This is a genomic window from Nocardioides sp. URHA0032, assembly GCF_000620645.1.
Taxonomy (GTDB): domain Bacteria; phylum Actinomycetota; class Actinomycetes; order Propionibacteriales; family Nocardioidaceae; genus Nocardioides.
The window spans coordinates 589,464-603,703 of record NZ_KK211159.1 but is presented as its reverse complement, the minus strand read 5'-3'; the positions used below and the strand labels follow the sequence as shown (position 1 = coordinate 603,703).

Here is a 14,240-nt window from a genome sequence, read left to right as displayed (position 1 = left end):
GGGGACCGACGCTCAGGCGCCCGGCAGCCCGCCGGGGATCGGGGCGTCGGGGTCGTACGGGGTGCGGGTGTAGATGAACGTCGCGACGTCGAGGTACCGGACCGACCCGCCGGGCCGGCGTACGACGTGCATCTCCTCGCCCGCGTGGTAGCCGGTCCGCCCCACCACGCGCCCGTCGTCGGCGACGCCGAACCGGTAGGCCTCGGCGCCGTTGCGGCGCGCGACCAGATCGGTGCCCTCCATCGCGAGGACGAAGGGCGTGTTGCCCCAGTGCCACACGCCCGGCACCCCGGACAGCTCGTCCGGGACGCCCGCCGAGGGGAGCCACGGCTCGGCGATCGTCGGCTCGCAGCGCTCGAGCTCGTCGAGGAGCTCCATGACGACCGCGGCAGGCGAGTACCCGGCGGTCGCATTGGCGAGCACCACACCACCGGTGCGGCGCTTGCGGTCGACCAGCACGGTCGCGAGGAAGCCGGGCATCGAGCCGGTGTGACCGGCGAGCGTCCCGGAGCCGCCCGCGAAGATCTGGAAGCCCAGTCCGTGCAGGGACCTGGTGCCGTCCTCCGGCGTGCTGGACAACGGTGTGTAGGCCCGGTCGAGCTCCTCGACCGACAGCACGTCCGGGTGGCCCCTGCCGAGGAACACGGCGTACGTCGCGAGGTCCTGGATGGTCGCCCACACCTGGCCGGCCGGCGCCATCGCGCCGGTGTCCGTCGCGGGCTCCGCGACCAGCGTGCCGTCGTAGGGGTGCACGGACTGACCCTGCGCCGCCGCGCCCTCGGGCAGGTACGACGTGCGCGTCATGCCGAGCGGGGCCAGGATCCGCTGCTGGACCGCCTCCCACCAGGTGCTGCCGTGGAGTCTCGCGACCAGCTCGCCGAGCAGCGCGTAGCCGAGGTTCGAGTAGTGGAAGCGGTCGCCCGCGGCGAACACGCCGCCACTGCCGTCGTTCGCGGCCGTCAGCTCGTCGAACGACAGCCCGGCGGACCGCTCCCACCAGGAGCCGACGGGCTCCGACTGCATGCCCGAGGAGTGCGCGAGCAGGTCGCGGACCGAGCGGTCGGCGTACCCGACGTCGCCCACGACCGTCGCGGCCGGGTCGTACAGGGCGAGCCGCCCGTCCCGCACCAGCTGGAGGACCAGCACCGCGGTCATGGTCTTGGTGATGGACCCGATCCGGTACTGCACGTCGAGCGGGTCGTGGTCCGGCACCGCCGGTGAGCCGTAGGAGCCGAACCAGGCGGGCGCACCGTCGCGGAGCAGCCCCGCGACGACCGAGGGCAGGCGCCCGGTGCTCTGGGCGTGCGCGAGCCGGACGAGCAGCCGGCGGTCGGTGTGGTCGCTGACCGTCACTCCGCGAATGCTTCCAGAGGCGGGCACGAGCAGACCAGGTTGCGGTCGCCGTACGCCTGGTCGATGCGGGCCACCGGGGGCCAGTACTTGTCGGGGTCGAGCCCGGACGGGAACACCGCGACCTCCCGCGAGTAGGCCCGGTCCCAGTCAGCCACGAGCGCCCGCGCGGTGTGCGGGGCGCCGCGCAACGGCGACTCCTCGGGTGACCACTCCCCCGCGGCGACGCGGTCGATCTCGTCCTTGATCGCGATCATGGCCGCGACGAACCGGTCGATCTCGGCCAGGTCCTCGGACTCCGTGGGCTCGACCATCAGCGTGCCGGCGACCGGGAACGACATGGTCGGCGCGTGGAAGCCGTAGTCGATCAGCCGCTTCGCGACGTCGTCGACGCTGACACCGGTGTCCTTGGTGATCCCGCGCAGGTCGAGGATGCACTCGTGCGCGACCAGGCCGCCGTGGCCGCGGTACAGCACCGGGTAGTGCTCGCCGAGCCTGGTGGCGATGTAGTTGGCCGAGAGCACCGCGACCGCGGTCGCCCGGGTCAGCCCTGCCGCACCCATCAGCCGGATGTAGGCCCACGAGATCGGCAGGATCCCCGCGGAGCCGTACGGCGCCGCGCTGATCGCGCCGATCCCCTCGCGCTTGCTGGCGTCGGGGTGCAGCGCGTGCGAGGGCAGGTACGGCGCCAGGTGCGCGCGGACCGCCACCGGTCCGACGCCCGGGCCGCCGCCGCCGTGCGGGATGCAGAACGTCTTGTGCAGGTTGAGGTGCGACACGTCCCCGCCGAACTCGCCCGGCCGCGCGTAGCCCAGCAGTGCGTTCAGGTTCGCGCCGTCGACGTACACCTGGCCGCCGTGCTCGTGCACGATCCGGCACAGCTCGGTGATGGTGTCCTCGTAGGCACCGTGCGTGGACGGGTAGGTCACCATGATCGCCGCCAGGTCGTCGGCGTGCCGCTCGCACTGCGCCCGCAGGTCCTCGAGGTCGACCTCGCCGCCCTCCCCGGACTTCACGACCACGACCTTCATGCCGGCCATCACCGCGGACGCGGCGTTGGTGCCGTGCGCCGAGGACGGGATCAGGCAGACGTCGCGCTCGCCCTGGCCGTTGGCGCGGTGGTAGCCGCGGATCGCGAGCAGTCCGGCGAGCTCGCCCTGCGAGCCGGCGTTCGGCTGGATCGAGACCTGGTCGTACCCGGTCACCTCGGCCAGCCAGTCCTCCAGCTCGCCGACCAGCTGCCGGTAGCCGGCAGCGTCCTCGGCGGGCGCGAAGGGGTGCAGGTCGGCGAAGCCCGGCAGCGACACCGGCTCCATCTCGGTGGTGGCGTTGAGCTTCATCGTGCAGGACCCGAGCGGGATCATCCCGCGGTCCAGCGCGTAGTCGCGGGCCGACAGCCTGCGCAGGTAGCGCAGCATCGCGGTCTCGCTGTGGTGGGTCGTGAACACCTCGTGCGTGAGGTACGGCGTGGTCCGCCGCAGCTGCTCGGGCAGCGCGTCGGAGGTGGCGGAGTCGACGGAGTCCAGGTCGGCGACCGGGAGCCCGAACGCCTTGAGCACGCTGGAGATCGTCGACCGGGTCGTGCACTCCGAGGTGCTGATGCCGACGCGGTCGGCGTCGACCAGCCGCAGCTGCAGGCCGAGCGTGCGGGCCGTGGTGACGACGTCGGCGGCCCGGCCGGGCACCTCGACGGTCAGCGTGTCGAAGAACTCCTCGTGCGCCACGCGGATGCCGGCCTCGGCCAGCGCCCCGGCCAGGACCGCGGCGTACCGGTGGGTGCGGGTCGCGATCGACCGGAGCCCCTCGGGACCGTGGTAGACGGCGTACATCGACGCGACCACGGCGAGCAGCACCTGCGCGGTGCAGATGTTGGACGTCGCCTTGTCCCGACGGATGTGCTGCTCGCGGGTCTGCAGCGCGAGCCGGTACGCCGGGCGTCCCTCGGCGTCCACGGACACCCCGACCAGCCGGCCGGGCAGGTGCCGCTCGAGCCCGGCGGACACGGCCATGTAGCCGGCGTGCGGGCCGCCGTAGAACAGCGGAACGCCGAAGCGCTGGCTGGAGCCGATGGCGACGTCGGCGCCGAGCTCGCCCGGGGACTCCAGCAGCGTCAGCGCGAGCAGGTCGGCCGCGATCACGGCCAGGGCGTTGCGGTCATGGGCCTGCTCGATCACCCGGCGCGGGTCGAGCACCCGCCCGGAGGCGCCGGGGTACTGGACCAGGACACCGCACAGGTCGCCGTCCGGCAGACCGTCGGCGAGATCCGCGACGACGACCTCGATGCCCATCCCCTCGGCCCGGGTGCGCACGACGTCGATGGTCTGCGGCAGCGCGTCGGCGTCGACGACGAACGGGCCCTGCGCCGACTTGTTGGCGCGGCGCACCAGGGTCATCGCCTCGGCCGCCGCGGTGCCCTCGTCGAGCAGCGACGCGTTGGCGGTCGGCAGCCCGGTGAGGTCGCCGACGACGGTCTGGAAGTTCAGCAGCGCCTCGAGCCGGCCCTGGGAGATCTCCGGCTGGTACGGCGTGTAGGCGGTGTACCAGCTCGGGTCCTCGAGCACGTTGCGGCGGACGACGGGCGGCGTGATCGTGCCGTGGTACCCGAGCCCGATCATCGCCTCGCCGGGCCGGTTGAGGTTGGCCAGGTGCCGGAGCTCGCGGGCCGCGGCCTCCTCGCTGAGCGCCGTCGGGAGGTCGAGCGACTCCGCGGCCCGGATGCCGTCGGGGACGGCCGCGGACATCAGGGCGTCCAGGGAGTCGAAGCCGAGTCGCTCCAGCATCGTCGCGACGTCGGCGTCGCGGAGACCGATGTGGCGCTCGACGAACGGCAGGACGCCGTCCAGCTCGGTGAGGGTGGGGTGGTCGGCCATGCTGGGGGGCTCCTCGGAGTCGACTGTCGTCGTTCGGGTGCCTCCCCCTCTGTCGGCCGCCCCACGTCGAGGGATCTCCAGAGTTGCCTGACCCGCACGGTCCGGGCGCCTGAGAGGTTCCGGGGAGGAATTGCCCCTTCGGCGCTCCACCGGCCGTGCCTCACGGCCGACCGGCGAAGACTCTCCCGTGCGGGATCGTCAGCGGACCCAGCCTAGCCGATCGGGCCAGGCCTCTCGGTGCGACTCAGCCGATCCTGCGGGCGCGGCGCGCGGCGAGCTCGTCGCCGGCGGTCGGCGCGTCGTCGGCCTCGGCGGTGCGCTCGCTGGGCAGCTCCGCGAGCGTGCCCTCGATCTCCTGCCAGACGCCGCCGATCGCGATGCCGAAGACACCCTGGCCGCCTTGGAGCAGGTCGATGATCTCGTCGTTGCTGGTGCACTCGTAGACCGAGACGCCGTCGCTCATCAGCGTGACGCGGGTCAGGTCGTCGGTGCCGCGCTCGCGCAGGTGCTGGACCGCCGTCCGGATCTGCTGCAGGGAGATGCCGGCGTCCAGCAGCCGCTTGACGACCTTGAGCAGCAAGATGTCCTGGAACGAGTACAGGCGCTGCGAGCCGGAGCCCTTCGCCCCGCGCACGGTCGGCTCGATCAGCCCGGTGCGGGCCCAGTAGTCGAGCTGTCGGTAGGTGATGCCGGCGGCGTTGCACGCGGTCGGGCCGCGGTAGCCGGTGTCGCTCGGCAGCGGGGAGACGTCGTCGGCGAACAGGAGACCCTGCTCCTCGGCCACCGCGGCGGCGTGCGCGGCCTCGACGTTCTCGGTGTGCTGCTCGTTCTCGTTCACGCGGTCCTCCGACGGCTATCCGTTGTGCGTAACACCGGGGAAGTAGTTACAACGGAGACACTTCAAGGTAGGTCCCCGATCGAGGACCGTCAAAGATCTCGGCGGCGTGTCGTAAACCCTCAACCTCTACTTGAGAGTGAGGGTTCCCGCTCATTCCGTCGGCGCGTCGAAGTCCTCGGGGGTGACCTGGTCGAGGAACTCGCGGAACTTCTCCACCTCGTCCTCCTGCTCCGCGGGTACGGCGAGGCCGGCCTCGTCGAGGACCTCCTCGGCGCACACGATCCGGCTGCCGGTGCGCAGCGCGAGCGCGATCGAGTCCGAGGGCCGGGCGCTCACCTCGGCGCCGGAGCCGAAGACGAGGGTGGCGAAGAAGACCCCGTCCTTGACGTCGGTGATGCGCACCTCGGCGAGCTCGTTGCCGGTCGCCTCGAGCACGTCCTTGAGCAGGTCGTGGGTCAACGGGCGGGGCGGCACCACGCCCTGCTGGGCAAAGGCGATCGCGGTGGCCTCGACGGCGCCGATCCAGATCGGGAGGTAGCGCTCCCCCGACACCTCGCGCAGCAGCACGATCGGCTGGTTCGAGGGCATCTCGACCCGAACTCCCATGACATCGACTTCGCGCACGACACCACAGTACCCCCGGCGCGCGAGTCCATCGCCGGCCGTACTTCCCGGGCGATCGGGGCCGCTAGGACGAGCGCAACCCGATCTTCACGAGCGTCGCGTGCAGGCGGACGGAGAGGGCGGCGATCTCGGAGACGGCTTCCTCGGCCCGGGCCTTGGCGGACGGGTCGCGGCCGGCCTTGTGCGGTGCGATGACCTGGTCGACCAGCCCGACCTCGCGGTCGGCGGAGGTCTTGAACGCGCGCAGGTGCCGGGGCTCGAAGCCGAAGTCGGCCAGCTCCCGGGCGGTCTGCGCGACCACGAGCGCGTCGGTGTCGAAGTGGCCGGTCCGGGAGGCCGCGACCAACCCGAACTGCTCGAGCTCGGCGAGCAGCTGCTCGGAGATCTCCGCGATCTTGAGCAGCTCGCGCCGTGACAGCCGCACCTGGTCGTGCCGGCGGAACGACTCCGCGCTCGGCAGCCCGTCGGCGGCCAGCGCCACCTTCGGCACCGTGGGCACGACCGGGTCGATCGGGGGCGGCTCCATCCCGCGGTCGATGGCGTCCAGGTGCTCGCCGATCACGCGCAGCGGGAGGTAGTGGTCGCGCTGCATCCGCAGCACGTACCGGAGCCGCTCGACGTCGTCGTGGGAGAACTTCCGGTAGCCCGCGGGGGTCCGCTCGGGCTTGATCAGGCCCTTGTCCTCGAGGAACCGGATCTTGGGGATGGTGACTCCCGGGAAGTCCGGGCGCAGCCGGTCGAGGACCTCGCCGATGTTCATCCGCGCCCGGGAGGAGGCGGAGGGGCCCGAGGCCGCGGTGCTCATCGGCTCGCGTGCCCCGAGAAGAACACCAGGCGGTACTTGCCGATCTGGACCTCGTCGCCGTCCTTGAGCTGGACCCGGTCGATCCGGTCGCGGTTGACGTAGGTGCCGTTCAGGCTCCCGACGTCGCTCACGGTGAAGGTGTCACCGGAACGGTGGAACTCGGCGTGCCGCCGCGACACGGTGACGTCGTCGAGGAAGATCTCGCTGTCCGGGTGCCGTCCCGCGTTGACGACGTCGGCGTCGAGGAGGAACCGGCTGCCCGAGCCCGGACCGCGCTGGACGACGAGCAGCGCGTGTCCGGACGGCAGCGCGTCGACGGCGGCCGCGTCGACCGGGTTGAGCTGGCGGTCCGAGGTCTCGGCCTTGTCGCCGGTGCCGATCGAGATCGTCGCCGTCGCGTCGTCGGCGGCCTCGGTCGGCTCGGCCGGCGCCGCGGGCGCGGCGTCGGGCCTCACCAGGCGGGTACCGCACTGGGAGCAGAATCGCGCGTCATCGGGGTTCTGCTTGCCACACGCGGTGCAGAACGGCATCGGTCGGACCTCCGGACAAAACCCTCAACGCCGGGCTGAGGTTGATGGTTGCCCCGAACCTATCAGCCGGGGCACGGCGATCAAGGCAGGTTGACGGGTCAGGAGCCGAGCGTCGCCTGGTACGCCGCGGCGTCCATCAGGCCGTCGAGCTCGCTGCGGTCGGACGGGACGACCTCGAACAGCCAGCCGCCGGCGTACGGGTCGTTGTTGACCAGCTCGGGCGTGGCGTCGAGGGCGTCGTTGCGCGCGACCACCTCGCCGGACAGCGGCGCATAGACGTCGCTCACGGACTTGGTCGACTCGAGCTCGCCGCAGGTGCTGCCGGCCTGCACGGCCTGGCCCACCTCGGGCAGCGAGACGTAGACGATGTCGCCGAGGGCGTCCTGGGCGTAGTGGGTGATCCCGATACGGACCGACCCCTCGTGCTCGCCGGGCTCACGGACCCACTCGTGCTCGGTCGTGTACTTCAGGTCGTCGGGGTACAAGGCGTCTCCTCGGGATCGGGCCGGACGGGGTGAGGCTACTGCGCATGGCCTACTGGGCCGGCGCGGGCGTGGCGAACTCCTGCTTCGACGGCTTGACGACGCTCTCGATGTCGAGCGACTGGAGCTCGTCGACGGTGATCGAGGCCCCGTCCTCGGCGAAGAGGTCGCGGGGACCGTCGGGGAAGTCGATGCCGGAGTCGGCGAGCGTGTGCGGGTCGCCGATGGCGTCGATGACGTACGGCGAGCTCACCAGCTGTCCGTCGATCAGCAGCCCGCCCGCGGCGTCCTCGACAGCGGTGTCGGCGACCACGCGGACCTGGCCGTTGACCTGGATCGCCTCGGCGCCGGCCGTGCGGAGCTCCTGGATGGTGTCGACCATGGTCTGCACGTCCACCTGGCCGGTCTCCTCGGTGACGGTGAGCCGGATGCCCGGCCCGGTGACCGGCACCAGGCCGGCCAGGATCGCGAGGTTGTCCGCCTGCTGCTGGGCCTGCGCCAGTGCCGCCTCACGGGCGCCGGTGTCCGACTGCAGGTCGTCGCGGGTGCGCTGCAGCCGGGTGATCTCGGACTCGGCGCGCTGCGTGGTGCCGGCCAGACCGTTCAGCACGTCGATCAGGTCCTGCTCGCGCAGGCCGGCGTAGGTGTTGTCGACCTGGGTGAAGCGCACCTGGGTGACCGCGGCGTACCCGAGCACCGCCAGCAGCACCGCGACCACGACCTGCCCACGGGTCGGTCGCAGCAGGGCGCCGCGGAGGCGCTCACGTCCGGTCGGGCTCTCGGGGCCCCGGGCGCTCGCGGGGCTCTGGGGGCTCTCGGGCACCTCAGGCATGGAACAGGTGTCTCCGGATCGCGGCGACGTTGGAGAAGATCCGGATCCCGAGCACGACGATGACGCCGGTCGAGAGCTGGCCACCGACGCCGAGCTTGTCGCCCAGGTAGACGATCGCGGCTGCGATCACCACGTTGCTCACGAACGACACGACGAAGACCTTGTCGTCGAAGATGCCGTCCAGGTAGGCCCGGAGACCACCGAACACGGCGTCGAGCGCGGCGACGACGGCGATGGGCAGGTACGGCTCCAGGCCGAGCGGCACGTCCGGCTGGAACATGACGCCCAGCACGATGCCGACCAGGAGCCCGAGCGCGGCGATCACTGCGGGGCCTCCTTCCGGTGCTGGTTCTGGTTCTGCTCCGCGGTCCCCGCCTCGGCCGACCGCAGCCGGGCGATCCGCGGCGGAGCAGCGGGCAGGAAGAGCTGATCCGCATTGTCCATGCTCCAGGGGAAGCCGAGCGACTCGACCGTGTTCCGGAACACCAGCCCGCTCGTGGTCTGCATCAGGTTCGCCTGGAGGGTGTTCTCGTTGCCGATGGCCGTGATGACGTACGGCGGCGACAGCGACCTGTTGTTGACGCGGATCGCGATGCCGGAGTTGCGGATCGCGGAGCGCGCGGTCAGCCGGTTGCCGTTGACCGCGATCGCCTCGGCGCCGGCCTGCCAGAGCCCGTTGACCGCGGGCCGAAGGTCACGGTCCCGGACCAGGGTGCCGTCCGGGTTGTCGTCGACGGTGATCTTCACGCCCGGCCCGGTCACCGCACCGAAGCCGGTGCTGGCGGCCAGCCGCTGGACACGGGCCTCGGCGCCGAGCTGGTCGGAGGTCACCTCGTCGCGGTGCGACTGGAGCCCGACGTTGAGCTCGCGCAGCCGGACGATCCTCCGCTGCAGCTCGGAGAGGTTGGCGCGGCCCTCGTCGATCTGGGTGATGAGCGTCGTCCGGCTGGCACTGCGGACGTCCTCGCCCTGCTGGGTCTGGAGCGCGGCGACCGTGACGAGCACCCCGAACACCGCGACCACGATCGCGGCGATCCCGGACGTCCGGCGCTGGGCACCCGGCTCGAGGGCCTTGCGGTCGGCGACGTGGCGGTAGTCCTCGTCGAGGGACTGCTGCGTGATGAGCGTCAGCAGCGGGGTGTTGACCCGGTCGTTCGGCGGCGCGGCGGTGTCAGGCATCGGAGACCGCCGTACGACGCTCGGTCGTCCTCAGCAGGGTGCGGACCTGCCACGCGTAGAGGACGCCGGCCCACCAGTACAGCCCGATGCCCCAGATCGCGAACGCCCAGCCGAACACGTTGGCGAGCGTCGCGACGGTGCCGTCGCCGTCCCCGAGGAGCAGGAGGGGGAAGGCGTAGAGCAGGTTGAACGTGGCGGCCTTGCCCAGGAAGTGCACGGGCAGCGCATTGAAGCCACGGGTGCGCAGCAGCGGCACCAGCCCCCAGAGGAGCAGGTCGCGCAGCGGCAGCGAGAGCGCCACCCACCAGGGGATCACCTCGCGCAGCGCGAGCCCCACGACGACGGCCAGGATGTAGAGCCGGTCCGCGACCGGGTCCAGGACCTCGCCGAGCGCCGAGGTCTGGCCGAGCCGGCGGGCGAGGTAACCGTCCAGGAAGTCGGTGATGCCCATGACCGCGAGCAGCGCGAGCGCCCAGCCGTCGGCCTCCGGACCGAGCACCAGCCACAGGAAGAGCGGCACGCCCGCCAGCCGGAGCAGGCTGAGCAGGTTGGGTACCGTCCACACGCGCCGTGCCTGACTGCGCGTCGAGTCGTCCGCCACTGCCCGCCCGTCTGTTCTCCCTGGTCCCCTGCCGTCGCAACCTTAACGGCGGAGGGCTCAGATGGCGTCCTCGTGGTGCGCCGCGTCGCGGATCTCCCCGACGAGCTCCTCGATCACGTCCTCGAGGGTGGCCAGGCCGAGGGTCCGGCCCTCGCTGTCGACGACCCGCGCCATGTGCGCGCCGCGGCGCTGCAGCGTCTCGAGTGCGCCGTGCAGCGCCTCGTCCGCCGCCATCGGGGCGAACGGCCGGATCCACTTGTCGTCGATCGGCCGCTCCCGACGCACCTCGTCGGTCTCCAGCGCGTCCTTGATGTGCAGGTAGCCGAGGACCTCGCCGTCCTCCGTCACCGGGAACCGGCTGTAGCCGGTGGCCGCGCACAGCGCCTCGACCTCCGCCGGGGTGATCCCGCGGGGCACCGTCGTCAGCGTCTCGGGCGGCATCAGCACCGCCGACACGGTCTTCTCGGTGAAGCCGAGCGCGCCCGCGAGCCGGTCGTACTCGTCGGCCGCGAGCAGGCCCTCGCCCCGGGACTCCTCGACCAGGGCGGCGACCTCCTCGCGGGTGTACGTCGAGCTGACCTCGTCGGTGAGCCGGGCGCCGAGCAGCCGCAGCACACCGCCCGCGACCCAGTTGATCACCACGACGATCGGCCGGAGGACCGTGACGATGCCCCAGATCGGCGGGCCGAGCGCCAGCGCCGCCCGGTCCGGGGCGGCGAGCGCGAGGTTCTTGGGGATCATCTCCCCCATCACCACGTGCAGGTAGACGACGACCGCGAGCGCGACCACGAACGACACCGGGTGCAGGGCGCCCTCGGGCAGGTGCAGCGCGTGCAGCACGGGCTCGACCAGGTGCGCCACCGCGGGCTCGCCCACCGCGCCGAGCACCAGCGAGCAGACGGTGATGCCGAGCTGGTTCACGCCGATGACCAGGGAGATGTTCTCCATCGCCTTGATCGTGGTCCGCGCCATCCGCGACCCGGCCTCCGCCCGTGGCTCGAGCTGGGTACGCCGGGCCGACACCAGCGCGAACTCCGCGCCGACGAAGAACGCGTTGCCCAGCAGCAGCAGGACGGTGACGACGATGGCGGTCCCACTGTTCATCGGCCCTCGCCGTCCTCGGTCGGGGTGTCCAGCAGCCGCAGCCGGAGCCGGTCGATGCGCAGCCCGTCCATCCGCTCGACGGCGAGGACGGCCAGCCGCTGGGTCGGCTCGTCGGGGTCGGACCGGTCGGGCACCGGCACCTCGGCGATGTCACCGACCTCGGGCACCCGGCCGAGCACCTGCAGGACCAGCCCCGCGATGGTGTCGTAGTCCTCGTGGTCGGGCAGCTCGATCTCGGTGAGGTCCTCGACCTCGTCGGGACGCAGCAGCCCGGAGAGCGACCACGAACCGTCGCGGTGCTGGCGCGAGCTCGCGTTCAGCCGGTCGTGCTCGTCGGAGATGTCGCCGACGATCTCCTCGACGACGTCCTCGAGGGTGACGATGCCCGCGAACCCGCCGTACTCGTCCATCACGACCGCGAGCTGGAAGCTCTCGTCGCGCAGCTGGGCAAGCAGCGGGTCCAGCCGCAGGGAGTCGGGGACGACGATCGGCTTGGCCACCAGGTGCTTGACCCTGGTGGTGGCCCGCTCGCCGACCGGCAGCGCGACCGCGTTCTTGACGTGCACCGTGCCGACGACGTTCTCGTCGGCGTCGAGCACCGGGAAGCGCGAGTGGCCGGTCTCGCGGGTGAGCTCGATGACCGCGCTGGCGCGGTCGTTCGCCTCCAGGCTGACCGTGCGGACCCGCGGCGTCATGATCTCCCCCGCGGTGCGGGTGCCGAACTCCACGGACCGCTCCATCAGCTCGGCGGTCTCGACGTCCAGGGTGCCGAGGTCGGCGGACCGCTGGATCAGGGAGGCCAGCTCGGTCGAACTGCGGGCCGAGCGGAGCTCCTCCTGCGGCTCGACCCCGACCCGCCGCACGAAGGCGTTGGCCGAGCCGTTGAGCACCTTGATCGGCAGCCGCACGGAAGCGGTGAAGCCGCGCTGGAAGCGCTGGGTCGCCCGCGCGACCTGCATCGGCTTCGCGAGGGCGAGGTTCTTGGGCACCAGCTCACCGAAGATCATCGTGAGCACGGTGCCGACGGTGAGACCGATGCCGACCGCCAGGGGCGTGACCGCACCGGCGGGCACGCCGGCCGCCTCGAGGGGGTCGTCGATCAGGCCGGAGATCGTCGGCTCGGCCAGGTAGCCGATCGCGAGGTTGGTGATCGTGATGCCGACCTGCGCGCCGGACAGCTGGGTCGAGAGCGAGCGGAGCGCCTGCTGGAGCCCGCGGGCACCGCTGTCACCCGCCGCGGCGGCCTGCGCGACGCTGCTCCGGTCGACGGTGACGAACGAGAACTCCGCCGCGACGAACACACCGCAGGCGGCGATCAGGAGCAGTGCCGCGAGCAGCAGCAGCCAGGCCGTCATCGGGGCTCTCCTCCGCGATCAGCCGGCGGCGAGAGCCGGGGACTTTGGGAGCCGTCCATGGGCTGGGGGTCGTGTCCTCACGGTGTGGGGGCGGTCGAGCCGCCACTCTACCGGGTCGAACATCGCCCGCCGCCGCCCCGCGGGCCCTACGCTTTCTCCCACTCCCCGCCACCGGGAGAGACTCGGGAGCCTCCATGACGACGTACACGCCGGCGCACTACCGCGGGCAGAAGCTGCTGCCGGCCGCCGCCCGGCACCTCGTCGGCCGGTTCTCGTACGGCCTCACGCTGACGCTCGCGCGCCAGGTCGGCGCCGCCGGCGGGGCGCTGGGGTGGTTCGACCACCAGCTGGACCCCGGCGCTGTCGACGACGGCCGGGCCGACGAGCTCCGCTCGTGGTGGCCGTCGCTCTCGCGCAGCGCCACGGACATCTGGCACCGCCAGCGCGACGGTGTCGAGGGCGGCTGGGAGGTCATGGAGGACTACCAGCGCTGGGTGCTGCTGCGCCGCATCCGGTCGAGGCGGCAGGTCCTCGAGGCCGTGACCGAGCTGTGGGAGAACCACTTCAACGTGCCGGTCTACAACGACAACGCGTGGTTCTGGCGCAGGCAGTACGGCGACACGATCCGCGCCGGGGCGCTCGGCCGGTTCGACGACCTCCTGCACGCAGTGGTCACCCATCCGGCGATGCTGATCAACCTGGACAACGTCAGCTCCAGCGCTGCACACCCGAACGAGAACCTCGGCCGCGAGCTGCTCGAGCTGCACACCGTCGGTCGCGGCGAGTACGACGAGGACGACGTCAAGGGCTCGGCCCGGATCCTCACCGGGTGGAGCGCGGACATGTGGGACACCTTCGATCCCGTCTACCGGCAGAAGTGGCACGACACCGGCCCGGTGCAGGTCATGGGCTTCGCGGACCCGAACGCCGACGCCGACGGGCGCCGGGTGACGAGGGCCTACCTCACCTACCTCGCCCACCACGAGGCGACCGCGCGGCGCGTGGCGCGCAAGCTCGCGGTCAAGTTCGTGAGCGACGACCCGTCCGACGCGCTGGTCGCCCGGCTCGCGGCCGTGTACCTGGACAACTCCACCGAGATCCGGCCGGTGCTCCGCGCGCTGGTGCGGTCGAGCGAGTTCGCCCGGTCGGTGGGCGCCAAGGTCCGCGACCCCGGCGAGGACGTCGTGGCGACGTACCGCGCCCTCGACGTGCGCCTCGATCGGCCGCCGGCCGGGGACGCCGGCGATTCGTACGCCGCCAACCAGATCGTCTGGCAGGCGGACTCGATCGGGACGAAGCCCTTCGACTGGCCGCGGCCCGACGGCCAGCCGATCGACAACGACGCCTGGTCGTCGCCGTCGCGGATGCTCGCCACGATGAGCGTCCACCTCGACATGGCCGGGACGTGGTGGCCGGACAAGGGCGCGACGTACCACTCGACCGCCTGGTGGGTGCCGCGCTACCCGATCCGCTTCGACGTGCTCGTCGACGCGCTCTCCCAACGGATCCTGCACCGCCGCTCGACCGCTCAGCTGCTCCAGGCGTGCTGCGAGGCGGTCGACGTCCAGCCGCGCGAGCGGATCACGAAGGACCACGGCCTGGTGAGGTGGAACTGGTACCGCCTGCTCACGACCTTCCTCGACTCCCCCGCCTTCCTGACCCGGTGACCG

Annotated in this window: 14 protein-coding genes and 1 riboswitch; of the genes, 1 reads left to right on the top strand and 13 read right to left on the bottom strand. The window is 72.0% G+C overall.

From position 1 onward, the window contains the following. Positions 1-12 precede the first annotated feature (12 nt). The 13 genes from N538_RS0116655 to N538_RS0116595 all read right to left on the bottom strand — a co-directional run bounded on the left by N538_RS0116655 (position 13) and on the right by N538_RS0116595 (position 12,570). Entirely contained in the window at positions 13-1,353 is a 1,341-nt protein-coding gene (locus tag N538_RS0116655) for a serine hydrolase domain-containing protein (RefSeq protein WP_028638223.1), read from the bottom strand. Then, positions 1,350-4,220: an aminomethyl-transferring glycine dehydrogenase gene (gcvP, locus tag N538_RS0116650; protein ID WP_028638222.1), complete on the bottom strand. Its 2,871-nt coding sequence runs from the start codon at positions 4,218-4,220 to the stop codon at positions 1,350-1,352. Before gcvP ends, N538_RS0116655 begins: the two co-directional genes overlap by 4 nt. Before the next feature lie 87 nt (positions 4,221-4,307). Continuing rightward, a riboswitch (glycine riboswitch) is annotated at positions 4,308-4,418 on the bottom strand. A 46-nt stretch (positions 4,419-4,464) separates the two neighbouring features. Then, complete coding sequence (locus N538_RS0116645; RefSeq protein ID WP_028638221.1) at positions 4,465-5,058, bottom strand: MerR family transcriptional regulator; 594 nt, start codon at positions 5,056-5,058, stop codon at positions 4,465-4,467. A gap of 150 nt (positions 5,059-5,208) precedes the next feature. Next, positions 5,209-5,682, bottom strand: a complete 474-nt coding sequence (locus N538_RS0116640; protein WP_028638220.1) for a bifunctional nuclease family protein — start codon at positions 5,680-5,682, stop codon at positions 5,209-5,211. 64 nt (positions 5,683-5,746) lie between these two features. Continuing rightward, positions 5,747-6,487 (bottom strand): transcriptional regulator FtsR, encoded by a 741-nt coding sequence (gene ftsR / locus N538_RS0116635; RefSeq protein ID WP_028638219.1) that lies wholly within the window; start codon positions 6,485-6,487, stop codon positions 5,747-5,749. Continuing rightward, a complete protein-coding gene (locus N538_RS0116630) occupies positions 6,484-7,017 on the bottom strand; it encodes an FHA domain-containing protein (protein ID WP_028638218.1) in 534 nt (177 codons plus the stop codon). The genes ftsR and N538_RS0116630 overlap by 4 nt, the downstream gene beginning before the upstream one ends. Positions 7,018-7,115: 98 nt before the next feature. After that, the gene (gcvH, locus tag N538_RS0116625; RefSeq protein WP_028638217.1) at positions 7,116-7,502 is read right to left on the bottom strand and encodes a glycine cleavage system protein GcvH; all 387 of its coding nucleotides are present in this window, start codon (positions 7,500-7,502) and stop codon (positions 7,116-7,118) included. A gap of 49 nt (positions 7,503-7,551) precedes the next feature. Beyond that, complete coding sequence (locus N538_RS25940; RefSeq protein ID WP_051549371.1) at positions 7,552-8,331, bottom strand: DUF881 domain-containing protein; 780 nt, start codon at positions 8,329-8,331, stop codon at positions 7,552-7,554. After that, positions 8,324-8,656 (bottom strand): small basic family protein, encoded by a 333-nt coding sequence (locus tag N538_RS0116615; protein ID WP_028638216.1) that lies wholly within the window; start codon positions 8,654-8,656, stop codon positions 8,324-8,326. Before N538_RS0116615 ends, N538_RS25940 begins: the two co-directional genes overlap by 8 nt. Beyond that, complete coding sequence (locus tag N538_RS27570; RefSeq protein WP_051549370.1) at positions 8,653-9,510, bottom strand: DUF881 domain-containing protein; 858 nt, start codon at positions 9,508-9,510, stop codon at positions 8,653-8,655. The genes N538_RS0116615 and N538_RS27570 overlap by 4 nt, the downstream gene beginning before the upstream one ends. Next, positions 9,503-10,111: a CDP-alcohol phosphatidyltransferase family protein gene (locus N538_RS0116605; RefSeq protein ID WP_028638215.1), complete on the bottom strand. Its 609-nt coding sequence runs from the start codon at positions 10,109-10,111 to the stop codon at positions 9,503-9,505. The genes N538_RS27570 and N538_RS0116605 overlap by 8 nt, the downstream gene beginning before the upstream one ends. Positions 10,112-10,168: 57 nt before the next feature. After that, positions 10,169-11,215 (bottom strand): hemolysin family protein, encoded by a 1,047-nt coding sequence (locus N538_RS0116600; RefSeq protein ID WP_028638214.1) that lies wholly within the window; start codon positions 11,213-11,215, stop codon positions 10,169-10,171. Continuing rightward, the gene (locus N538_RS0116595) at positions 11,212-12,570 is read right to left on the bottom strand and encodes a hemolysin family protein (protein ID WP_028638213.1); all 1,359 of its coding nucleotides are present in this window, start codon (positions 12,568-12,570) and stop codon (positions 11,212-11,214) included. Before N538_RS0116595 ends, N538_RS0116600 begins: the two co-directional genes overlap by 4 nt. Positions 12,571-12,764: 194 nt before the next feature. Here N538_RS0116595 and N538_RS25930 point away from each other — a divergent pair, with 194 nt between their 5' ends. Further along, positions 12,765-14,237: a DUF1800 domain-containing protein gene (locus tag N538_RS25930; protein ID WP_051549369.1), complete on the top strand. Its 1,473-nt coding sequence runs from the start codon at positions 12,765-12,767 to the stop codon at positions 14,235-14,237. Positions 14,238-14,240: the final 3 nt, after the last annotated feature.